The 21,415-nt window shown below is 72.2% G+C and carries 19 protein-coding genes and 2 pseudogenes; 9 read left to right on the top strand and 12 right to left on the bottom strand.

Annotation, left to right across the window (positions count from 1 at the left end; translation table 11 throughout):
- Positions 1-59: 59 nt before the first annotated feature.
- Complete coding sequence (locus tag IF67_RS0111250) at positions 60-1,541, top strand: FGGY family carbohydrate kinase (RefSeq protein WP_030984642.1); 1,482 nt, start codon at positions 60-62, stop codon at positions 1,539-1,541.
- 80 nt (positions 1,542-1,621) lie between these two features.
- Here the strand turns inward: IF67_RS0111250 and IF67_RS0111245 are convergent, their stop codons facing one another.
- The 8 genes from IF67_RS0111245 to IF67_RS0111210 form a co-directional block, all read right to left on the bottom strand.
- Positions 1,622-2,869 carry an RNA polymerase sigma factor gene (locus IF67_RS0111245; protein ID WP_030984640.1) on the bottom strand — a complete coding sequence of 416 codons (1,248 nt, stop codon included), beginning with the start codon at positions 2,867-2,869 and terminating at the stop codon, positions 1,622-1,624.
- 116 nt (positions 2,870-2,985) lie between these two features.
- Positions 2,986-4,902, bottom strand: coding sequence for a DNA primase (gene dnaG, locus IF67_RS0111240; RefSeq protein WP_030984638.1), 1,917 nt, complete (start codon positions 4,900-4,902; stop codon positions 2,986-2,988).
- 180 nt (positions 4,903-5,082) lie between these two features.
- A complete protein-coding gene (locus IF67_RS0111235) occupies positions 5,083-6,117 on the bottom strand; it encodes a pyridoxal-phosphate dependent enzyme (RefSeq protein ID WP_030984637.1) in 1,035 nt (344 codons plus the stop codon).
- Between the two features lie 9 nt (positions 6,118-6,126).
- Positions 6,127-7,392 carry an NAD(P)/FAD-dependent oxidoreductase gene (locus tag IF67_RS0111230; RefSeq protein ID WP_030984635.1) on the bottom strand — a complete coding sequence of 422 codons (1,266 nt, stop codon included), beginning with the start codon at positions 7,390-7,392 and terminating at the stop codon, positions 6,127-6,129.
- A 247-nt stretch (positions 7,393-7,639) separates the two neighbouring features.
- On the bottom strand, positions 7,640-8,953 hold the full coding sequence (locus tag IF67_RS0111225) for a deoxyguanosinetriphosphate triphosphohydrolase (RefSeq protein ID WP_030984632.1): 1,314 nt from the start codon (positions 8,951-8,953) through the stop codon (positions 7,640-7,642).
- The gene (locus tag IF67_RS0111220) at positions 8,950-9,852 is read right to left on the bottom strand and encodes a sirohydrochlorin chelatase (protein ID WP_030984630.1); all 903 of its coding nucleotides are present in this window, start codon (positions 9,850-9,852) and stop codon (positions 8,950-8,952) included. The genes IF67_RS0111225 and IF67_RS0111220 overlap by 4 nt, the downstream gene beginning before the upstream one ends.
- Before the next feature lie 204 nt (positions 9,853-10,056).
- Positions 10,057-11,082, bottom strand: coding sequence for an adenosine deaminase (locus IF67_RS0111215; RefSeq protein WP_199812711.1), 1,026 nt, complete (start codon positions 11,080-11,082; stop codon positions 10,057-10,059).
- A gap of 223 nt (positions 11,083-11,305) precedes the next feature.
- A complete protein-coding gene (locus IF67_RS0111210; protein WP_030984626.1) occupies positions 11,306-11,746 on the bottom strand; it encodes a gamma-glutamylcyclotransferase family protein in 441 nt (146 codons plus the stop codon).
- Between the two features lie 135 nt (positions 11,747-11,881).
- Here IF67_RS0111210 and IF67_RS0111205 point away from each other — a divergent pair, with 135 nt between their 5' ends.
- Complete coding sequence (locus IF67_RS0111205; protein ID WP_030984624.1) at positions 11,882-12,646, top strand: SanA/YdcF family protein; 765 nt, start codon at positions 11,882-11,884, stop codon at positions 12,644-12,646.
- Here the strand turns inward: IF67_RS0111205 and IF67_RS0111200 are convergent.
- Entirely contained in the window at positions 12,635-13,678 is a 1,044-nt protein-coding gene (locus IF67_RS0111200) for a trypsin-like serine peptidase (RefSeq protein ID WP_234341050.1), read from the bottom strand. The genes IF67_RS0111205 and IF67_RS0111200 overlap by 12 nt on opposite strands.
- A gap of 1 nt (position 13,679) precedes the next feature.
- Positions 13,680-14,042: a divalent-cation tolerance protein CutA gene (gene cutA / locus IF67_RS0111195; protein ID WP_030984621.1), complete on the bottom strand. Its 363-nt coding sequence runs from the start codon at positions 14,040-14,042 to the stop codon at positions 13,680-13,682.
- 275 nt (positions 14,043-14,317) lie between these two features.
- Between cutA and IF67_RS0111185 the strand changes: the two genes are divergently transcribed.
- A complete protein-coding gene (locus IF67_RS0111185) occupies positions 14,318-14,680 on the top strand; it encodes a cupin (RefSeq protein WP_030984619.1) in 363 nt (120 codons plus the stop codon).
- Positions 14,681-14,746: 66 nt separating this feature from the next.
- Positions 14,747-15,565, top strand: a complete 819-nt coding sequence (locus IF67_RS0111180; RefSeq protein WP_030984618.1) for a class I SAM-dependent methyltransferase — start codon at positions 14,747-14,749, stop codon at positions 15,563-15,565.
- Between the two features lie 36 nt (positions 15,566-15,601).
- Here the strand turns inward: IF67_RS0111180 and IF67_RS0111175 are convergent, their stop codons facing one another.
- Positions 15,602-16,390 (bottom strand): sulfite exporter TauE/SafE family protein, encoded by a 789-nt coding sequence (locus tag IF67_RS0111175; protein ID WP_030984616.1) that lies wholly within the window; start codon positions 16,388-16,390, stop codon positions 15,602-15,604.
- Positions 16,391-16,524: 134 nt separating this feature from the next.
- On the opposite strand from IF67_RS0111175, the gene IF67_RS0111170 reads away from it, so the two are divergent.
- Positions 16,525-17,370, top strand: coding sequence for an aldo/keto reductase (locus IF67_RS0111170; protein WP_234341049.1), 846 nt, complete (start codon positions 16,525-16,527; stop codon positions 17,368-17,370).
- An 81-nt stretch (positions 17,371-17,451) separates the two neighbouring features.
- On the opposite strand, the pseudogene IF67_RS44795 reads toward IF67_RS0111170, so the two are convergent.
- A pseudogene (locus IF67_RS44795) lies at positions 17,452-17,739 on the bottom strand (hypothetical protein); the annotation flags it as partial.
- 159 nt (positions 17,740-17,898) lie between these two features.
- Here IF67_RS44795 and IF67_RS0111165 point away from each other — a divergent pair.
- The 4 genes and pseudogenes from IF67_RS0111165 (at position 17,899) to IF67_RS0111150 (ending at position 21,392) form a co-directional block, all read left to right on the top strand.
- Positions 17,899-18,729: a helix-turn-helix domain-containing protein gene (locus IF67_RS0111165; protein ID WP_030984612.1), complete on the top strand. Its 831-nt coding sequence runs from the start codon at positions 17,899-17,901 to the stop codon at positions 18,727-18,729.
- On the top strand, positions 18,726-19,013 hold the full coding sequence (locus IF67_RS0111160; RefSeq protein WP_030984610.1) for a DUF397 domain-containing protein: 288 nt from the start codon (positions 18,726-18,728) through the stop codon (positions 19,011-19,013). The genes IF67_RS0111165 and IF67_RS0111160 overlap by 4 nt, the downstream gene beginning before the upstream one ends.
- Positions 19,014-19,102: 89 nt before the next feature.
- Positions 19,103-19,267: pseudogene (locus IF67_RS41320) on the top strand (winged helix-turn-helix transcriptional regulator); the annotation flags it as partial.
- Between the two features lie 106 nt (positions 19,268-19,373).
- Positions 19,374-21,392, top strand: a complete 2,019-nt coding sequence (locus IF67_RS0111150) for a glycoside hydrolase (protein ID WP_030984603.1) — start codon at positions 19,374-19,376, stop codon at positions 21,390-21,392.
- Positions 21,393-21,415: the final 23 nt, after the last annotated feature.

The raw sequence follows: 21,415 nt of genomic DNA, 5'->3' as shown, positions 1-21,415 counted from the left end.
GCCCCGGGGGCAAACCCTGACGCTGCCCCTATGCGTCGTATGGGGCATCATCTGAGTCCATGGGGATAGTCGCCGGATTGGACAGTTCGTCCGAGAGCACACGGATCGTCGTCTGCGATGCGGACACGGGCGCCGTCATCAGGCACGGGTACGCGCCGCACCCCGTCGAGAAGGGGCCCGACGTCGACCCGCAGGCATGGCTGATGTCACTCGGCGAGGCGGCGGGAGGCGGGCTGCTCGAAGGGGTGCAGGCGATCGGCGTCTCCGCGCAGCCGCACGGCCTGGTCCCGCTGGACGTCGAGGGCAACCTCGTACGGCCGGCGCTGGTGGGCAATGACCGGCGGGCACAGTCCGCGGCCGCGGATCTGATCGACTCGCTGGGCGGGCGTACCGCGTGGGCGCAGGCCGTCGGCGCGGTGCCGCAGGCGACGCATGCGGTGACGAAGATGCGCTGGCTGGCACGTACGGAGCCGGCGCATGCGGCCCGTATCGCGGAGATCATGCAGCCGCACGACTGGCTGGCGTGGCAGCTGCTGGGGCGGCCCGCGCGGCGTACGACGGACCGCGGCGGGGCCTCGGCGACGGGCTTCTGGTCGGCGGCGACCGAGTCGTACCGGCCGGATCTGGTGGAGCTGGCGCTGGGCCATCAGGTGCGGCTGGCGGAGGTGCTGAGCCCCTCCGGGACGGCCGGGTTCACCCCGGAGGGGCTGCTGATCTCCGCCGGTACGGGCGAGATGATGGCGGCCGCCTTCGGGCTCGGCGTCGGGCTGGGTGACGCCGTGGTGTCGCTGGGCGCCTCGGGGTCGGTGTTCAGCATCCACCATGAGGCGCTGGCGGACCCGACCGGCACGATCACCTCGTTCGCGGACGCGACCGGCCGGCATCTGCCGGTGGTGCACACCAGCAACGCGGTGCGGGTGCTGCGCGGTGCGGCGGAGATGCTGGGGACGGATCTGGAAGGCCTGTCCGAGCTGGCGCTCCAGTCCTCGCCCGGTGCGTACGGCATGGTGCTGCTGCCGTATCTGGAGGGCGAGCGGACCCCGCATCTGCCGCACACCGCCGGGTCGTTGCACGGGATGCGGCGGGAGAGCATGAAGCCGGAGCACATGGCGCGGGCGGCCGTGGAGGGCATGCTCTGCGGGCTGGCGGACGCGCTGGACGTGCTGCGCGGGCGGGGCGTGGCGGTGCGCCGGGTGTTCCTGCTGGGCGCGGCGGCGGAGCTGGGCGCCGTGCAGGCGGTGGCGCCGGGGCTGTTCGGGGTACCGGTCGTGGTGCCGCAGCCGGCCGAGTACGCGGCGCTGGGCGCGGCGCGGCAGGCCGCTTGGGCGTGGGGGGTGGCGCACGGCACGCTCGCCCCGGCCCCCGGCGCGGAGCCCCGGCCGGGCGGCCAGGCCGCCTGGGTCGATCCGCCGCAGTGGCCGGCCGCCGCGAGCCAGGTGTTCGAGCCGGGCGAGGAGCTGCCGGTCGGCCAGGCCGTGCGCCAGCAGTACACGACGGTGCGCGACGAGACCCACCCCGGGGCGTTCCACCAGGAGGGGTGACGTACCGGGCCGGGAAGGGTGACGTACTGGACCAGGAAGGGTGACGTACCGGGCCGCGCGGGGCCGGGGTCCCGGCGGCCTCAGTCGAGGTAGCCGCGGAGCTGGTCGGCGAAGGCGTGGTCGCGGAGTTTGTTGAGGGTCTTGGACTCGATCTGCCGTATCCGCTCACGGGTGACGCCGAAGATCCGGCCGATCTCCTCCAGGGTGCGGGGGCGTCCGTCGGCGAGGCCGTAGCGGAGCTGGACGACCTTGCGTTCGCGTTCGCCGAGGGTCGAGAGGACCGCGTCGAGGTGCTCGCGGAGCAGCAGGAACGCGGCGGATTCGACGGGTGAGGCGGCGTCGCCGTCCTCGATGAGGTCGCCGAGGGCGACGTCCTCCTCCTCGCCGACGGGGGCGTGCAGCGAGACCGGCTCCTGGGCCAGCCGCAGCACCTCGCTGACGCGTTCCTCGGTCAGGTCGAGGTGGGCGGCGACCTCCTCGGGGGTCGGTTCGCAGCCGCGTTCCTGGAGCATCCGTCGCTGGACCCGCACCACGCGGTTGATCAGCTCGACGACATGGACCGGGACGCGGATGGTCCGGGCCTGGTCGGCCAGCGCGCGGGACATCGCCTGGCGGATCCACCAGGTGGCATAGGTGGAGAACTTGTAGCCGCGGGCGTAGTCGAACTTCTCGACAGCCCGGATCAGTCCGAGGTTTCCCTCCTGGACGAGGTCGAGCATGGTCAGCCCGCGGCCGACATAGCGCTTGGCGACGGAGACCACCAGGCGCAGGTTGGCCTCGATCAGACGGCGCTTGGCCATCCGGCCCAGCACCACCAACTTGTCGAGATCGAAGGCGAGTTGAGAGGAGAGGTCGGGCGTGTTGGTGAGCTTCGCCTCGGCGAAGAGACCGGCCTCGACGCGGCGGGCGAGCTCGACTTCCTCGGCGGCGGTGAGCAGCGGAATCCGGCCGATCTCGCGGAGGTACTGGCGGAAGAGATCGGAGGACGGGCTGCCCGTCTCGGGGCGCGGCACCCGCTCCGGGATGATCTCCTCGATGGCCATCTCCACGGCGGGCGGCTCGGCCTGCTGCGGCACGGTGAGCGGCTCGGGGACCGGCTCCGCGTCCGGGGCCGGGAGCGGTTCCGCGGCCGGTTCTGCGGCGGCCGGTGCGTCGGCGAGGGTCTGGGTCTGCACGGGGGCGACCTCCAGGGTGATCGCTGCTGAGGCGGCAGAAAGGTCGGGCACGGATGCGGCCGAGCCGCTGTCCGTCCCGTACGTCGAGAGCGGGTCCGCGGGGGCTTCCGGCACGGTGCGGCCGGGCCCGCCCCGCTCCGAGGACTCAGGCACCGCTCCTCAGTGTGGAGTACGACACACTCCCGCCACGAGGGGCGTGCGAGCACTTTTTGAGTCCGGTCCGTGACCGGACGGCTACCGCGGGGAGTGCCCGAGGGTGTGAGAGCGCCCTACAGGGCGGCGTAACCGCGTTCGCGCAGGGACTGGCCGTACTGCTGGAGGACCCAGAGTTCGTTCTGTACGGCGGTGAGGTGCTCGGGGTCGGCGCGGGGGCCGAGGCGCTGGAGGGTGCCGCGGATTTCGGTGACGCGGTGGTTGACGGCGGCGAGGCGGACGGCGACCAACTGGACGCCGGCATAGGCCTCGTCGGGGTCGCGGCGGGTGTGCAGGGGTTCGACGGCGAGTTCGGTGACCATGGCACGGACGGTGTCGTCGGGGGCCGCCTCCCGCACCCGGGGGACGTACGCACTGTCGTGGGCGCCGGCCGCGGTGCCGCCCGCGTCCTCGATGCACTGGCGGACCACGGCGTAGGGCGGGGCGGTGAACTCGTCGGCCCCGTAGGCGTCGAAGGCCGGGGAGACCAGGTCGGGGCGCTGCAACGCGAGCTTGAGGAGCTCTCGCTCGACGCGGTGGGCGGGGCTGCGGAGGTTGAGCGCCGGGCCGCGCGGGCCGGGCGCGGGGCGGGCCTGCTCGGCGGCCTGGGGCCGGCCGCGGTGCTGCTGACGGCCCTGGTCGGGGCCGCCCTCGCGGCCGCGCTCGCGGGCCCAGCGGGCGAGCTGGCTGACCCGGCGGACGACGAACTGGGTGTCCAGGATGCCGAGCATGCCGGCCAGCTGGACGGCGGATTCGTGCTGGATGGAGCTGTTCTTGATGTTCGCGACGATGGGGGCGGCCTCGTCGAGGGCGGCGGCGCGGCCGACGGTGGTGTCGAGGTTGTGCCGGGAGACGAGATGGCGCAGCGCGAACTCGAAGAGCGGGGTGCGGGCCTCGACGAGATCGGCGACGGCCGCATCGCCCTTGGCGAGCCGCAGATCGCAGGGGTCCATACCGCCGGGGGTGATGGCGATGGAGGTCTCGGCGGCGAACTTCTGGTCGTCCTCGAAGGCACGCAGCGCCGCCTTCTGGCCTGCGGCGTCGCCGTCGAAGGTGAAGACGACCTCGGATCCTGCGTTGTCCATCAGCAGCCGGCGGAGGATCTTGATGTGGCCCTCGCCGAAGGACGTACCGCAGGTGGCGATGGCGGTGGTGACCCCGGCGAGATGGCAGGCCATGACGTCCGTGTAGCCCTCGACGACGACCGCGCGGTTGGTCTTGGCGATCTCCTTCTTGGCGAGGTCGATGCCGTAGAGGACCTGGGACTTGCGGTAGAGGGGTGTCTCGGGGGTGTTGAGGTACTTGGGGCCGTTGTCGTCGTCGCGGAGCTTGCGGGCGCCGAAGCCGACGACCTCGCCGGCGATATCGCGGATCGGCCACATCAGGCGGCCACGGAAGCGGTCGATGGGACCGCGGCGGCCCTCCTGGGAGAGGCCGGAGAGGACCAGCTCCTGGTCGCTGAAGCCGCGGCCGCGCAGAAAGCGGGTGAGGTGGTCCCAGCCGGCCGGGCTGTAGCCGACGCCGAAGTGCTGGGCGGCGGCCTGGTCGAAGCCGCGCTCGGCGAGGAATTTGCGGGCGATCTCGGCCTCGGGGCCGTCCAGCTGCTCGATGTAGAACTGCGCCGCGGCCTTGTGGGCCTCCACCAGGCGGGTGCGCTCGCCCTGCTGGCGGCCGGGGGTGTAGCCGCCCTCCTCGTAGCGCAGGGTGATACCGGCCTGGGAGGCGAGCCGCTCGATGGTCTCGGCGAAGGAGAGGTGGTCGAGCTTCATGATGAAGTCGACGGTGTCGCCGCCCTCCTGGCAGCCGAAGCAGTGGTACAGGCCCTTGGCCGGGCTGACGTGGAAGGACGGGGACTTCTCGTCGTGGAACGGGCACAGGCCCTTGAGGTTGCCACCGCCGGCGTTGCGGAGCTGGAGGTACTCGGACACGACGGCGTCGATCGGGACCGCGTCCCGCACCGCCTTCACATCGTCATCGTTGATCCTGCCTGCCACGCGTGAATTCTACGGCCGGGGTCGGACACCCCTGGCCACCGGCAGCCGCCGACGGGCCCGGCCCGTTCGGGCGGGCGAGGGGATTCGTGTCCGGGCACCCGAGCGGGCGGCGGTGGCGAAGCCCGTCGGCGCGGGCGAGGCGGCGCCGACGGCAGACGAAGCCACCCGACGCCGCTCCCCTCACCCCAGTAGTTCCAGGAACCGCTCCAGCCCCACGTTGCCCCCCGAGATGATCACGCCGATGCGGGGCGGGTGGGGGTCGCGCCCGGGCCGGCCGGGCACGGGGGGAAGATCGACGCGGCCGTTGAGCAGGGCTGCGAGGGCGCTGGCGCCGCTGGGCTCGGTGACGATCTTGAGGCGTTCGAAGGCCAGCTTCATGGCCGCGCGGATCTCGTCGTCGCTGACCAGGACGACGGAGTCGAGGAGGCGGCGGTTGACGGAGAAGGTCAGCTCGCCGGGGGTGTCGATGGCCTGGCCGTCGGCGATGGTGCGCGGGACGGGGATGGTGACGGGGTGGCCGGCGGCCAGTGAGCGCAGGGTGTCGTCGCCCGCCGCCGGCTCCACGCCGATCATGCGGATGCCGGGGACCAGCGCGGTGGCGGCGGTGGCCGAGCCGGCCATCAGCCCGCCGCCGCCGACCGGTGTCAGCAGCGCGTCGAGCGGGCCGGTCTCCTCGATCAGCTCCAGGGCCGCGGTGCCCTGACCGGCGATGATGTGCGGATGCTCGTAGGGCGGGATCAAGGTGAGGCCGCGCTCCTCGGCGAGCTGCCGGCCAAGGGCGGCGCGGTCGCCGGTGTAGCGGTCGTAGCGGACGATCTCGGCGCCGTATCCGGCGGTGGCGTCCGTCTTGGACTTCGGGGCGTCCTCGGGCATCACGATGACGGCGTGGCTGCCCAGCTCCCGGGCGGCCAGGGCAACGGCCTGGGCGTGGTTGCCGGAGGAGTACGCGGCGACCCCGCGTGCGAGCTGTTCCGGGGAGAGCCGGGAGACCGCGTTGTAGGCGCCGCGGAACTTGAAGGCGCCGGCCCGCTGGAAGTTCTCGCACTTGAGGTGGACTTCGGCGCCGGCCAGTGCGTCGAGGGTGCGGGAGCGCAGCACGGGCGTGCGGTGTGCCACGCCCGTCAGCCGCCGGGCGGCGTCCCGGACGTCGTCGAGCGTGACGACCGGGACGTCGGTGTTGCCGGGGCCGGTGGGCCCGGTGGGGTTCTGCGTCATACGCGCACGCTACGGGAGCAGTGAGGTCAGCGGAACCTCCGGATCGGCCAGCTCGCCGGGCTCCAACCGCACCCCGCCGCGGATGAGTTGCTGGATGGTTTCGGCGACGTCCCAGACGTTGACGTTCATCCCCGCGAGCAGCCGTCCGTCCTCGCCGAGCCAGAACGCGATGAACTCCCGCTTGGCGACGTCACCGCGGCAGACGACCTGCGCGTAGGAGCCGGGCGGGGCGTAGCCGGAGTACTCCATGCCGACGTCGTACTGGTCGGAGAAGAAGTACGGGACGCGGTCGTAGCTGATGTCCTGGCCGAGCATGGCGCGCGCGGCGGCCGGGCCCCCGTTGAGGGCGTTGGCCCAGTGTTCGACGCGCAGCCGGGTATCCAGGAGCGGGTGGTCGGCGGCGGCCACGTCGCCGGCGGCGTAGATGTACGGGTCGGAGGTGCGCAGCGCCGCGTCGACGGCCACCCCGCCGCCGGCCTCCGGGTCGGCGAGGTCGAGTCCGGCCTGTTCGGCGAGTGCGGTGCGCGGGGCGGCGCCGATCGCGGCGAGCACGTCGTGGGCAGGGTGCTCCTCGCCGTCGTCGGTGCGCACGGCGAGCACCATGCCGTCCTGTCCGACGATCTCGGTGAAGCGGGCGCCGAAGTGGAAGCGCACGCCGTGTTCGCGGTGCAGATCGGTGAACAGGCCGCCGAGTTCGGGCCCCAGGATGCCGTGCAGCGGCGTCGGGGCGGCCTCGACGACGGTGACCTCGGCGCCGTAGGAGCGGGCCGCGGCGGCGACCTCCAGGCCGATCCAGCCGGCGCCGGCGATCACCAAATGCCCGTTGTCGCGGCCGAGGGAGGCCAGGACGCCGCGCAGCCGTTCGGCGTGGGCGAGGCGGCGCAGGTGGTGCACGCCGGCCAGGCCGGTGCCGGGGATGTCCAGGCGGCGCGGCTCGGCGCCGGTGGCCAGCAGCAGCTTGTCGTAGGCGATCAGGGTGCCGTCGCCGAGGCGGACGGTCTTCGCCTCGGGGTCGAGGCGGACGGCGGGCTGGCCCAGGTGCAGTTCGATCTGTGCCTGGGCGTACCAGGCGGGTTCATGGACGAAAACGCTGTCGCGCTCTTCCTTGCCGAGCAGGAACCCCTTGGAGAGCGGGGGGCGCTCGTACGGGTGGTCGCGCTCGTCACAGATGAGGATCACCCGGCCGGTGAACCCTTCCGCGCGGAGAGTCTCCGCGGCCTTTGCGCCGGCCAGGCCACCCCCGACGATGACGAACGTCTGGTGTGCGTCGACCACTTGCTTCCTCCTCGTTGCGGTGCCGTACGTCCGCGTCCGTAAACGCCCCCCGGTGTACCCCCGGTCTGCCTTCCCCGGATTGATGCCTTCGGTGCCGTCGGGGTTCCCGTGCGCTGCTGAACGGGTGTCCCGTGCGCGGTGGTCAGGGTTCTCTGTTCACTGATGTCAGGGTGCCCCGTTCGAAAACGGTCGGGTTCGAGCGTCCCGCACGGAGCGTGAGGGGGGAAGAGGGGCTTCCCCCCTAGGGTCACCTTCTGTTGGCCTTGGTGTGACCAGGCTTTCGGGTGAGACGGGCGTGCAGAGAGCGCGCCGAGATGTCGGTCAGGGCCGCGATCTGGTCGATGACGGCACGCATCCGTGCGGTGTCGTCGGGGGCCGCGTCGAACAGTGAACGGAACTGCGGATCAAGGCCGTCGGGGGCGCGGGCGAGCAGCGCCTCGGCCAGTTCGGCGATGACCACACGCTGGTCGGCACGGAGCGCTTCCTGGTCGGGGCGCTGCATGACGTACCGGTCGGCGACGGCTTTCAAAACGGCGCATTCCAGCCGCGTTTCGGCCGGAACCACCAGCTCCGCCCCGTAGCGCGTGAGCCGCCCGCTCCCCCACCGGGCCCGGGTCGCGGCCTCGGCGGCGAGACAGAAGCGGCCGATCAGCTGACTGGTGGCGTCCTTCAGGCGGGCCTGGGCGAGCGCGGAGCCGTCGTAGCCGTGCGGCCACCACTCCTGTTCCAGCAGGCGGTCCAGCGCCGCGGTGAGTTCCCCCTCCTCGGCGCCCGGCGCATAGCGCGCACCGGCGACCGCGAAGATCTCGGCGCGCTCGGCGTCGGCGAGCAGGAGGTTGGGGTCGAGGTGTCCGGCGTGCAGCCCGTCCTCGACGTCGTGCACCGAGTACGCCACATCGTCGGACCAGTCCATGACCTGCGCCTCGAAGCTCTGCGCCCCGTCGGGCGTGTCCTGCCGGAACCAGTCGAAGACCGGCAGGTCGTCCTCGTAGACCCCGAATTTCGGGGACCCGGGGTCGGTGGGGTGGGCGCCGCGCGGCCAGGGGTACTTGGTGGCCGCGTCGAGGGCGGCGCGGCTGAGGTTCAGGCCGACGCTGACGGTCGAGCCGTCCGGTGCGGGCACGAACCGCTTGGGCTCCAGACGGGCCAGCAGCCGCAGCGACTGGGCGTTGCCCTCGAAGCCGCCGCAGGGCGCGGCGACTTCGTTGAGTGTCTGCTCGCCGTTGTGCCCGAAGGGCGGGTGGCCGAGATCGTGCGCCAGACAGGCGGTCTCGACCAGGTCCGGGTCACAGCCGAGGGCGGCGCCGAGCTCCCGGCCGACCTGGGCGCACTCCAGGGAGTGGGTCAGCCGGGTGCGCGGGCTGGCGTCCCAGGCGGGGGTGTGCGCGCCCGGGGTGACGACCTGGGTCTTGCCCGCCAGCCGGCGCAGCGCGGCGGAGTGCAGCACCCGGGCGCGGTCGCGCTGGAAGGCGGTGCGTCCGGGCCGTTTGTCGGGCTCGGGGACCCAGCGTTCGGCGTCGGCCGTGGTGTAGCCGGAGATGGTCGGTGGTGTGCCCGTCATACAGCGACGGTAGCCGCCCTGGCGCTCTCGGGGTCGGATCCGGTACGCGCAAGGGGCGCCTGGTCGCACGCCAGGAGCGCCTGGTCGTAGCGGTGCAGTACGAGACGGGCCAGTGCGGGGTGGTCGCCCAGGGGCGCGGCGGCGGGGCCGGGGGCGGCGGCCGCGCACTGGGCGGCGAAGCGTCCGGGGGCGGTGAAGCAGCCGGCGACGGCGATCCGGTCGTGGCCGCGGGCGGTCAGCGCGCGGACCGCGTCGGCGACGGTGGGGGCGGCGGCGGACGCGTACGCGGGGACCACAGGGGTGCCGCCGAGCCGGGCCGAGAGCAGGTGTGCGGTGCGCTCGGTGTCCTGGGCCGAGCGCGGGGCCCGGGAGCCGGCGGCGGCCAGGACCACGGCGGTGCGCGGGGAGCGGTCCCCGGGGAATCCGGCCTCCAGGAGACGGCCGTGCAGTGCCTCCGCGAGGAGGGTGTGCGGCCCGAGGGGCTCGGCTATGCGGCCGGTCAGCTGGGGTGCGGCCGCCAGTGCGGCGGGCAGGTCGTGGGTGACGTGGTGGCCACGGCCGAAGAGCAGCGGGACGAGGACGGCCGCACCGTGCAGCTCCGCGAGGGTGTCGGCGAGCAGCGGCCGGTTCAGCTCGATGTGCCCGAGCCGTATGGGCAGACCGGGGCGCAGCGCACGGACCCGGTCGAGCAGCGCACGGACGGTGGGCAGGGCACGGGGGTCGCGGCTGCCGTGTGCCACGGCGACGAGGGTGGGGGCCGGGGGTGCCGGGTGGCGGAAGCCGCGCAGCCGGACCCGGCGGAGCTGGGTGCTGAGCTGTGCGCTGATCTCGGCGGCGAGGTCTTCCTTGCCGAGGGGGGCGGAGGACGCGGAGGTCGGGTGCGGTAGCGGCGCCGTCATGGCGTGAGCGTGGCAGCCGGGCGTTGCGGTGCCGTTTCCCCGCGGCGAACTTCGTGTTCCCTCCGCCTCGCACCGGCGGTCGGCACGGGGGAAGGACGGGCGGAGAGGGAAGGGCGGACGGCAGGGCAGGAGGGGCGGCAGGGCAGGAGGGGCGGCAGGGGTGAAACTCTCGCCCCTGCCGGCCGCTCCCGGCCAAGACACGCCCTACGCCTGGTGCGCGTCCACTTCCTTCAGGTACTCCGCGCGGGTCGCCTCGTCGAGGAAGGAGGCGCGGAAGGAGTTGCGGGCGAGGGTGCGCAGGGTCTCCCCGTCGAGGCCGAGGGCGTCGCGTACGGCGGTGAAGTTGTCGTCCGCGTAGCCGCCGAAGTAGGCGGGGTCGTCGGAGTTGACGGTCACCAGCAGCCCGGCGTCCAGCATCGCGGGCAGCGGGTGGTCGGCGAGGTCGTCGATGACCCGCAGCCGGACGTTGGACAGCGGGCAGACGGTGAGCGGCACCTGGTCGGCCACCAGGCGGGCCACCAGCCGCTCGTCCTCCAGGGACCGCACACCGTGGTCGATCCGGTCCACGCCGAGGACGTCCAAGGCCTCCCACACATACGCCGGGGGCCCCTCCTCCCCCGCGTGCGCCACGCACTTGAGCCCGGCCTCCCGCGCCAGCGCGAAGACCTCCTTGAACTTCGACGGCGGGTGGCCGACCTCGGCCGAGTCCAGGCCGACGGCGGTGATCCGGTCGAAGTAGGGGCGGGCCGCCTCGAAGGTCGCGAGGGCGGACTCGGCGCTCTCGTCGCGCAGGAAGCACATGATCAGGCGGGTGCTGATGCCGTAGGTCTCCCGGGCGCTGTCCAGCGCGCGGGCCAGGCCGTTGATGACCGTGCCGATCGGGACACCGCGCGCGGTGTGCGCCTGCGGGTCGAAGAAGATCTCGGCGTGCCGTACGCCCTGCTTCTCGGCGCGGGCGAGGTAGGCGTGGGCGAGGTCGGCGAAGTCGTCCTCGGTGCGCAGCACGGCCATCAGCGCGTAGTAGAGGTTCAGGAAGGACTGGAGATCGTCGAAGGAGTAGGCACGGCGCAGCTCGTCCTCGGTGGAGTAGGGCAGCGTGACGCCGTTGCGCTCGGCGAGCGCGAAGGCCAGCTCGGGCTCCAGGGTGCCCTCGATGTGCAGATGCAGCTCCGCCTTGGGCAGCGGCGCGGGGGCGGTTGCGGCGGAGGGGGAGGACGGGGAGGAAGCCACGCGGGTCACACCTGTTCTGCGGTACGGGAAGGGGCCTCGGCCAAGGCGCCCGCCAGGGATGCGGGACGGCCCTTGGAGAGGAGTCGTCCAGGTTAACCGGGGTACGGTCCGCTGCCGCGGCGGCGCTCGGGCGGGCCGGTCACCGGTCTCGTTCCCCCGGCGTCCGTCGCCCCTCGGCCCGTCCCCCGCGGCCGTTCCACCCCCGCCGTTCCCCCACCGCCGTTCAGCCGGCCGCCGCCCTCGATGCCGGCCAGTCGCCGCCCTCGATGGGGGTGCCGGTGGCGCGCAGCCGGGCGGCGAGGGGTGCGGCCGCCAGGTAGACCCAGGCCCGTACGGTCCTGCCGTCCGCGCACACGGCCTCGGTGGGCACCCGCTCGTAGAGGTTCTCCGGGTCGCCGGGGGCGTAGTCCTCCAGCCGGTCCAGCGTGGCGCACACCTCGTCGTAGTCGGTGTCGCGGGGCCGGACGAGGGCGCCGTGCACCACCGCCTCGGCGGGTCCGGCGGTGGCGTAGGGATAGCCGGGGCCGTCGAACAGCAGCGCGCCGCCGATGCGGGCCGGTTCCTCGGCCGCGGTCCGTCCGCGCAGGGCCCAGGCGTGGTTGGCCTCGCCGGGGCGCAGCGTTCCGTAGACGAAGAACGGCAGCCGCTCGGGCTCGCTGGTCATGGCGGTGCTTCCTCTCCGGGACAGGGTGTTCCCGCTGCCACGATGCCAGGCCGCCGGTGCAACCATCACGGCGCGGTGGGCGTCGCTGCCTGCGAGATCGATCACGGTGGGTGTGATCGGGGACGGGGGCACGGGATGCGGGCACTGGGGCCGGGGCTGGGGCGGCGTATACGGAGCGGGGCACGCCGGCTGCGGCTGCCGCGGACCCGGCGTGGCCGCCGCCGCGCCTATCAGGTCGTCGTGGCGCTGACGGTGCTGGCGCTGGCGCCCGCGACCTGGCTGAACGCGACCGCGGGCCCGCGGGTGCGCAGTGTCGCGGACGTGCCCGCCGCGCCCGTCGCCATCGTCTTCGGCGCGGGCCTGTGGAACGGCGCGCCGTCGCCGTACCTCGCCCACCGGCTGGACGCGGCCGCCGCGCTGTACGACCGGGGCACGGTCCGCGCGGTCCTGGTCACCGGCGACAACAGCCGGCACGACTACGACGAGCCGGACGCGATGCGCGCCTACCTGCTGCGGCACGGCGTCCCGGCCCGCAGGATCGTCAGCGACTATGCGGGCTTCGACACCTGGGACTCCTGTAGCCGGGCGCACCGGATCTTCGGTGTGGACCGGGCGGTGCTGGTCAGCCAGGGCTTCCACATCCGGCGCGCACTGGCGCTGTGCACGGCGGCCGGCGTCGACGCGTACGGCGTCGGGGTCGCCGCGAAGCACGATGTGACCTGGGCGTACGGCGGTGTCCGGGAGATCTTCGCGGCCGGGAAGGCGGCGGCGGACGCACTGCTGCGGCCCGATCCGCACTTCCTCGGCCCGCACGAGAAGGGGGTCACGGAGGCGCTCCGCCAGGGGGCGGAGGCGCGCCGCCAGGGGGCGCCTCCGCCGCCCCGTCGATCACGCCTGTGACGCGCGGGTGTAGAGGTCGAGCACCTTCGCCCCGAAGTACGGGCTGTAGGAGATGCGGTCGCTGTCCGGGCCCTTGGGGCCGCCGCCGTTGAGGCCGCCGATCAGCCCGATGACCCGGCCGGTCCCCTTCTCCTCGTCGAAGTCGGTCAGCCAGGGGCTGCCGGAGGTGCCGCCGTAGAACCCGCCGCACTCCATGCGAAGTTCATGGGTGCCGGTCAGCCGGCTGGTGCGGGTGGCGCAGCGTACGGCGCGGTCCTCGGGGTCGTGGCGGACGTTCGGATAGCCGACGACGGTGACGTCGTTGGTGTAACCGGGCGTCGCGGTAAGGGTGTTGCCGCCGGTGATCTCCTCGAGGGGACGGCCGTCCTCGTCGGGGGCGACGGTGGCGAAGGCGAAGTCCAGGTCCGCCGCGGCGCCCGTGGTGCCACGGCCGGGGTAGGCGAAGGTGTCGTCGATCGCCCAGACCCCGTACGGCTGGGTGGTCTCGCCGGAACGATACTGCGGGACAAATGCCGCCCTGGTTCCCGGATTGCAGTGCCCGGCGGTGAGGATCAGATTGCCGTGCGGGCTGTGCACCACGCTGGCGGTGCAGTGGTGCGCCTTGGTGTCCCCGTCGACGGAGAACAGCACGCCGACGGACGGGATGCCGCCGAAGTGCCGTGCGGTGGCGTCGGATCGGGCGGCGGAGCGGGTGGCGGGCGCGGCGGACGGGGCGGCGGTGTCGCGCCCGGCTTCCGAGGCGGTGGGTTCGGCCGGGGCGTCGCCCTCGGCCGGCGCGGCGGCCGCCATCCGGTCGGCCGTCCAGTAGGCGGCCGCGTCCCGGCTGGTCCAGGTGGCAGCCGGATCGGGGCTGGGCTTGTTGGCGCCCGGTGCCTCGTGCGGGGCGTCCTCGACCGCGTGGACGAGGGGTGCGGCGGCCAGGCACATCGCCACGCCCAGGACGGCCGTCGTGGCCCTCCGCCACCGCCGGCTGCCGGGCCTGGTCTGCTCGGCTCGCGTCATGGCGTCGCGGCCGGTGTTCTCTCGCTGCACGTCAGCTCGTCTCCTTCGCGACCCAGGACAGATAGCCGGCACCACCGCGGGTGACCGGGGTGGCGATGATCTCGGGGGTGTCGTAGTCGTGTGTCTCCAGGAGATAGGCCTCCAGCGCCTCATAGCGCGCCTCGGCCGTCTTGAACAGCACCTGCCACTCCTGACCGGTCTCGACCGCGTGTTCCCAGCGGTACACCGAGGTCACCGGCGCACTGATCTGCGCACAGGCGGCGAGCCTGCCCTCGATCGCGCCACGCGCCAGTTGCCCGGCCTTGTCTTCGCTGTCGATGGTCGTCATGACGGTCAGGAATCGGGCCGGCCCGGTGGGATCGGGCGGCTGGTTCGGGGCAGTCGGGTCGGCCACGGTGGCGCATCCTTCGCGGTGGGGGGACAGGCGGGACGGTGGGCCGCATCGGTCGAGGACATCTGACCGAGGACACCGGACCGCACCGCATCGTACGGACCGAGATGATCATCCCGTAAGTGACGGGCCCGCCCCGCGACGGTATTTATCCGGACGCCGCCCCGCTCGGGCCGCGGGCACCGGGGTCCGCGCCGGAGCCCCCGGTTGCGTCCCCCCGTGCACCGGCAACGATGGAGAGGGAGCCCAGCCGCCGGTCCGCACGAAAGGCCAGCATCATGGACGATCTCGACGCGCTCGCCCGCCAACAGCTCGAGGAGGCCAGGGCCTCCGCTCACGGGCGCAGTGCCCGGCTCTTTCTGCGCGACGGCCCGCTGCGGCAGACCGTGATCGCGCTGGTCGCGGGCGCCGAGCTGGACGAACACAACGCACCGCCGGCGGCGAGCCTCCAGGTGCTGCACGGCCGGGTCCGGCTGACCGGAGCCGGTGGCGGCCTGGAGCTGACGACTGGTCAGGTCGCCGACCCGCGCGAGCGGCACGGCCTGCTGGCCGTCGAGGACTCGGCGGTGCTGCTGACGGCCGTCACGGAGATTGCGGCGGGGGCGCGCCCCACGGCGAGCGCGGGAGCGATGCGGGATTAGCGGGCTCCGAGTGGAGCCATCTTTCCAGTCTTCACATTTTTCTGAATATTACGTACTCTCCTGAGTATGACCAGTCCGAGTACGAAGGTGCAGCTGACCGAGGAGAAGGAAACCCTCCTCGCCACGCTCTACGGCCGCGCGATCGACAGCCGCGCGAAGAATCCGGTCCTCGGCGACACCACGGCCGCCGACACCGTGCGGCGCCTCGACTACGACTTCACCAGAATGCGGCTGAGCCCCGGCGACGCGGCCGGAGTCGCGCTGCGGGCCCGGCAGTTGGACGTCTGGACGGCGCGCTTCCTCGCCCGGCACGAGGAGGCGGCGGTGGTGCATCTGGGCTGCGGCCTCGACACCCGCGTCCAGCGTCTCGACCCCGGGCCGGGGGTGCGGTGGTACGACATCGACTACCCGGAGGTCATCGCGCTGCGGCGGGAGCTCTACCCGGAGCGCGCGGGCTACACCGCCATCCCGTCCTCGGTGACCGATCCGGCGTGGACGGCGCAGATCCCCTCGGACCGGCCGACGATCATCGTGGCCGAGGGGCTGCTGATGTATCTGACCGAGGAGGACGGTACGGCGCTGCTGCGGCGGCTGATGGCCCACGTACCGGGCGGTGAGCTGGCCTTCGACGCCTTCAGCCGCTTCGCGATCCGTGCCCAGCGGCTCAACCGCGTCGTCGTGAAGGCCGGCGCACGGCTGCACTGGGGCACGGACCCCGCGGGCATCGCGCGGCTGAGCCCGGAGCTGGAGATCGTCGAGCACCTCAGCGCCCTGGAGATCCCGGGGATCGAGAAACTGCCGACGGCCTACCGGCTGGCCGCCCGCGCGTCGCTGAAGGTGCCCGCGGTGCGGGACATGGCGCGGATGTACCACTGCCGGTTCTGAGCGGAGCGGCCCCGGCAGCGTCGGGCGGGCCGTGGCTCAGGCCGCCAGCCACTGGTCGTACGCCAGCTTGCACAGCAGCGCGACCACCACGACCACCAGGACGCCACGGACGAAGCCGGCGCCGCGCTTGAGCGCCATCCTGGCCCCCACCATGCCGCCGACGAGGTTGAACAGCGCGAGCAGGGCACCGAGTTGCCACAGCACGGTGCCCTGGATCGCGAACATCGTCAGCGCGCCGATGTTGGTGCAGACATTGACGACCTTGGCGGTGGCCGAGGAGCTGACCAGGTCCATGTGCAGGATCGCGGTCAGCGCGACAATGAGGAACGCACCGGTCCCGGGCCCGATCAGCCCGTCATAGAAGCCGATGCCCAGGCCCGCCACGAGGACGGCCGCCACGACCCGCTTGCGGGAGACCGGCCCCGAGGGGGCGGGCGCGGTCCCGAAGGCCGGGCGGAAGAGCACAAAGGCGAGCACCCCCAGCAGGACGGCCATGATCAGCGGGCGCAGCACCTCGCTGTTGATACCGGCCGCGAAGAACGCCCCGGCCAGCGACCCGGCCATCGCGGCAAGCCCGATGCGCAGCGCGGTGCGTACATCGATCGGGGCCTTGCGGACGTAGGTGATCGCGGCCGCGGTGGTGCCCACGATGGCGGTGGACTTGTTGGTCCCGAGGACGTACGCGGCCGGGGTGTGCGGCAGGCCGACGAGCAGGGCGGGGAGCAGCAGCAGTCCGCCACCGCCCACCACGGCGTCGATCCAGCCCGCAGCGAGGGCGGCCAGGCACAGCATGGTCAGGGTGAACAGTGATATGTCAGGAGGCACCGGTTGATCTTATGAACCGCGCCCGGCTCCGGCTCCGCATTTCATGGATGCCGAAGCGGAACGGGTGCGGAAGCCGAGGAGTCTGTGACTGTGGGGCCGAGACTGTGGGGGTCGAGACTGTGGGGACTGGGACTGTGGAAACCGTCTTTCCGATCGGTGGAGAGCTGTCCGTCCGGCGGCTGGGGTTCGGGACCGGCGGGCTCGTCGGCCCCGGTTACTGGGGACCACGGCACGACGATCCGCAGCGCTCCGTCGCGCTGCTGCGCCGGGCCGTCGAGCGCGGGGTCACACTGATCGACACCGCCGACAACTACGGCCCGGACGTGGCGGAGGAGCTGGTGGCGCGCGCCCTGCGCCCGTATCCGGCGGAGCTGGTCATCGCGACGAAGGGCGGGGTGGTCCGTACCGGCCCGGACATCTGGCATATCGCGGGGCGCCCGGAACAGCTGCGCGCCATGTGCGAGGCGAGCCTGCGCCGGCTGCGGACCGACACCATCGGCCTCTACCAGCTGCACCGGCTGGACCCGGAGGTACCGATGGCCGACCAGCTGGGCACGCTGCAAGAGCTCCAACAGGCGGGAAAGATCCGGCACATCGGGCTGGACTCCATCGACGCCGGCGAGCTGACGCGGGCGCAGGAGATCACCCCCATCGCGTCCGTACAGAACCGCTACAACCTGCTGGACCGCGCGGCGGAAGACGTACTGGAGCTGTGCGAGAAGCAGGGCACGGCGTTTCTGCCGTGGTTCCCGCTGGGCCATGGCGCGCTGGCCGACGGCGCGGGCGAGACGCTCGCCGCGGTCGCCGCCCGGCACGGCGCGACCACCGGACAGATCGCGCTGGCCTGGCTGCTGCACCGCTCCCCCGTACTGCTGCCCACGCCTGGTACGGGCTCGCCCGGCCATCTGGACGAGAACCTGGAGGCGGCCCGGATCGCCCTTACGGAGGGGGACTTGGCGCAGTTGGAGGCACTGTCCTAGCCCGCCGTCCGGGAGTCCCGAGGGCGGCGCCCCCTGCGGCATCGTCTGCGGGTGCTCCCGACCCCTGGCGCTCACGTCGGGGTCGTGCTCCGGCGCCGGCAGGCGTGCGCCCCGACTCTCCGCGATCCGGCGTACGTCGATGAGCGATGCGGTCAACTCGACGGCCAGCAGGTGGATTTCCCCGGGCGTCCAGGCCCGCTCGGCAAGAAGGCGCCGCGCTTCCTCGATGAGTTCGGCGGCCGAACCGAGCTGCGCCGCCTCGATGTTGTCGGCGAGGCGGGACACGTAGCCGGTCCCGTCGCTCACGAGAAAACACGGCTTGCCCTCCGGGCCCACCCACGGCAGAAGCCGCGCGACAGGGTCGGTCATGTCGTCCACTCCGTCACTCCAAGTCGAAAACCAGGTGTAGTCATTCGGTCACCCGGACAACGCGACGGGCAATAGAATCGGGGTGCTTGAAGCGGCTCTGCGCAAGTCTGCGACCTGCCGCGATACCGGCGCGCACACACATGACGAGAGGTCATAGCGTTGGACGAGACGACCCCACCCGAGCACTTGAATCCGCTCCAGCGGTTCGGCCGTGACATCAAACAGGTACGGCTGGCCCGCAAGCTCACACAGAAGCATCTGGGCAAGGCCACGGGTTACTCCGAGGGCTACGTCAGCAAGGTCGAGTCCGGGACGCTGCTCCCCCGGCCCAGCGAGAAGTTCGCCAAGGGCTGCGACCTCACCTTCGGTACGGCCGAGTTATTCGCCGGGTTGCTGCGGAGGATCGAGGAAGGGGATCACCCGAGTTGGTTCGTGCCGTATCTGAACCTGGAGCGGAAGGCTTCGCGGATACTGGATTACTCAACAGACCTCGTGATGGGCCTACTTCAGACGGAGGACTACGCGCGAGCGATCTTCCGGGCGTACTTCTCTCGAGAAGACGAGGAAGCGATCGAAGGCAAGGTCACCGCGCGTCTGCGGCGTCGCGAGGTATTCGAGCGGGACACTCCCCCGTCCTTCTGGGCCATCCTGCACGAGGCCTGCCTGCGAACGGTCGTAGGAGACGCGGAGGTCATGGCCGGGCAACTCGAATTTCTGCTGACGGCAGCCGCATCGCCGCACATCAAACTTCAGGTCATGCCGTTCTCGGCAGGCGCTCCCGCCGCGCACGCGAAGCCCTTCATTGTGCTGCGCTTCACAGACTCCCGCACGGTGCTGTACACGGAAACCCGGGTAGGAGGCAGGATGCACGACTCCGAACAAACGGTCGACGCCGCCTTGGACGATTACGATCTGCTCAGGGCACACGCGTTGTCCCCGGATCGATCAGTAGCTCTGATCAAGACTCTGTTGAAGGAGTACCGCGCATGAGCCCCGTCTTGGATCTCGCCGCCGCCGAATGGGTCAAGTCGTCCTACAGCGACGCCAGCGGTGGGAACTGCGTCGAGTTCTCCCCCACCTTCACCTGGGTCAAGTCGTCCTACAGCGAAGGCAACGGCGGGAACTGCGTCGAATTCTCCCGCGCCCTCACCCAGCCCCACGGCGTCGTCCCCGTCCGTGACAGCAAGAACCCGGACGGCCCGGCGCTCGTCTTCCCTGCGGGTGGCTGGTCCGCGTTCGTCTCGGCCGTCAAGGACGGGCAGTTCTCCGCGTGAGCCACACGGCCTGAGCCACACGGCGTGCCCGAGCAGCCGGTTCGCCCCACAGAACGCACTTTCCGGTGAGAGGGGCATCTCGTGGTGACGTGCCGCCGCGCGTCGAGTACCGCCTGACCGAAGCGGGCGAGGCGCTGCGCGCCACGGTCAACGGCATGTGCGCGTGGACGCGCCGGTACCTCGACGAGATCGAGTCCGCCCGCCGCCGCTTCGACGCGCGGGCCGACGGTCCCGAGCCCTCGGCCCGCGCCTGAACGGGGTGCCGGAGGGGCCGGTGAAGGGCCTTACAGAGCAAGGCAGTTGGCCGGGTGTGAGGCGGTTCTTAGAACCTTCTTAAACCCGCCGACTATCCACATCCACATGAAACCCAACCTCCCCAAGGCCACCGGGCGACGCCGTACCACCCGTGTGCTCGCCGCCTCGCTCGCGCTGTCCGCGACCACCTTCGGCGTCGCCGGATGTGACAGTGCCGCCGCCGGCACCCTGGAGGGCAGCCGCCTCGCGCTCCCCGTCGCCGGCGGTACGGCCGTCGTCGACACCGCCTCGCTGGCGGTGAGCGCACACACCGAGGACGGGCGGCAGCTGGTGCTGTCCGCACCGGCCGGCGGCGGGCTGGGGGCGCCGGGGCCGGTGACCCGTACGGCCGACGGGGCGCGCTGGAGCTACCCCGCCAAGGGGCTGAAGGTCACGGCGAGTTCGGAGCGCGGGCGGCTGCGGATCAAGCTGCGGGCGGACCGCGACGGGTCGGTCAACTGGCCGGTGTCCGGTACCGACCGGGCTGCCTCCGCCCTGCAACTGCCGCGCGGCGAGGGCCTGGACGTGCCCGTGCAGGACGCGTTCTGGAACGCCGACGCGGAGAAGGGCGGGCTGGCCAACAGCACCGTCGACATGGGCGAGGGCCTGGCCCTCCCCCTGTGGGGCTACTCCATGGGCGGGTCCTCCGGGTCGGGCGGGTCCGGCGGCGGGCACGGCGTCAGCTATCTCACCCCCACCGACATCGGCACCTCGCTGCGCTTCGCCTCCACCGGGGGCCGGCTGCGTGCCACGGCCGCGCACGCCTTCGACGCCGGGGAGGGCACCCGCGACTACGACGTCTCCTTCGCCCTCACCGACGGGAACCCGGTCGCCCCGGCCGCCGACTACCGCTCCTATCTCTCCCAACACGGCCGGCTCGGCAGTCTGCGCAAGAAGATCCGGAAGAACCCGGCCACCGGCAAGCTGCTCGGCGCGTTCCACGCCTATGTGTGGGGCGATGCCCGTACCGCGTCCGGGGTCGACAAGCTGAAGCAGCTGGGCGTGGACCGGATGTGGCTCGGTTACGACTCCGGGCCCGACCCGATGAACGCGCAGGCGGTGCGGGCCGCCAAGAAGGCGGGCTATCTCGTCGGCCCGTACGACACCTTCGCCAATGGCCAGAACCCCAAGAGCGCCGACAGCCCCACCTCCGTCTGGCCGGGCCGGGTCTATCCCGATTTCTGTGTCCGGAAGGCCGACGGCAGCCCGGAGACGGGCTTCGGCAACCGCGGCTGCTACCTCAGCTCGCGCGCCTTCGAGAAGGCCGAGCCCAGCAAGCACTACCTCGCCGACCGCACCCGCTCGATGGTCGCCAACGGCGCGGACAGCTACTTCCTGGATGTGGACGCCACCGGCGAGCTGTTCCGCGACCACGGCAAGGGCCATCGGATGACCAAGGCGGGCGACCGCGAGATGCGGCTCGCCCGGATGGAGCGGCTGTCGAAGAACCTGGTCCTCGGTTCGGAGGCCGCGCAGGCGTGGGCCAACAAGGCGGTGGCCTACAACCACGGCTCGGGCACCCCGGTGGCCGACGGCCTGTGGAAGCTGGAGCGCGACAAGAAGACGTGGGGCGGCTACTTCCCGGAGAAGGCCCCGGGCGCCTTCTTCAAGCCGGTGCAGCTGCCCGCCGACGTGGCCACCGCCATGTACGACCCGAAGTACCGCGTCCCCCTCTACGAGACCGCGCTGCACGGTTCGCTGGTCAACGCCGAGCGCTGGGAGCTGTCGTACGAGAAGCTGCCGGCGCAGAAGACCACCCGGGCGCTGCTCGCGATGCTCTACAACACCCCGCTGAACTATGTTCTCGACGGGCCGACGATCGCCAAGAACGGGCCCGAGCTGGCCGCGCTCCAGAAGTACTTCTCGCCGCTGCACCGCGCCGCGGGTACCGAGAAGATGACCTCGTTCCGGTGGCTGACCGGCGACCGTACGGTCCAGCGCACGGTCTTCGGCAACGGCAAGCTGACCGTCACCGCCAACTTCGGCAGCAAGGCTCAGAGCGGACTGCCGGGCGGCTGTGTGGATGCCAAGCTGAGCGCCGACAAGCAGCCGCGGCGGCTCTGCCCGGCGCAGCTGAACGGCTGATCAGCCGGCGGGGCGGCGGCCTC

It is taken from the genome of Streptomyces sp. NRRL S-1813 (assembly GCF_000719605.1).
In the GTDB taxonomy this organism is placed as follows: domain Bacteria; phylum Actinomycetota; class Actinomycetes; order Streptomycetales; family Streptomycetaceae; genus Streptomyces; species Streptomyces decoyicus.
The sequence above is the reverse complement of the archived record's forward strand: the minus strand, read 5'-3'. Positions and strand labels throughout refer to the sequence as shown.